The sequence below is a fragment of the Bradyrhizobium campsiandrae genome (assembly GCF_014529705.1).
In the GTDB taxonomy this organism is placed as follows: Bacteria; Pseudomonadota; Alphaproteobacteria; order Rhizobiales; family Xanthobacteraceae; genus Bradyrhizobium; species Bradyrhizobium campsiandrae.
Genome location: NZ_JAANIH010000197.1, coordinates 1 through 478, shown reverse-complemented (window position 1 = coordinate 478; position 478 = coordinate 1). Strand labels below are relative to the sequence as shown.

Genomic DNA, 478 nt, shown 5'->3' with positions numbered 1-478 from the left:
TCGACAAGGTGCTGAACGACAAGGCGCCGCAATTCGACAAGCGGCAGAGCGCACAGGTGAAGACCCGCCTGCCCTCCGTCGCCAGCTACGCCAAGATCGACGACTTCACCGTGGAGATCACGACCAAGACGGTCGATTCCTTCTTTCCCTATCAGATGCTGTGGTTCCTGGTGTCGAGCCCGGCGCAATATGAAAAGCTCGGCAAGGATTGGGACAAGTTCGCGAGCCAGCCCTCCGGCACCGGCCCGTTCAAGCTGACCAAGCTGGTGCCCCGCGAGCTTGCCGAGCTGACGAAGAATCCGGACTATTGGAACGCCAAGCGCATTCCGAAGGTCGACAAGATCGTGCTGGTGCCGATGCCGGAGGCGCTGACGCGCACCAATGCGCTGCTTGCCGGCCAGGTTGACCTGATCGAGACGCCAGCGCCCGATGCCGTGCCGCAGCTCAAGGCCGCCGGCATGAAGATCGTCGACAACGT

At 62.1% G+C, this 478-nt stretch carries 1 protein-coding gene; it reads left to right on the top strand.

The window, feature by feature from the left end; translation table 11 throughout:
• Positions 1 to 478, top strand: a 478-nt coding sequence (locus G8O24_RS42670; RefSeq protein WP_244646413.1) for an ABC transporter substrate-binding protein, incomplete at both ends; no start/stop codon positions are given.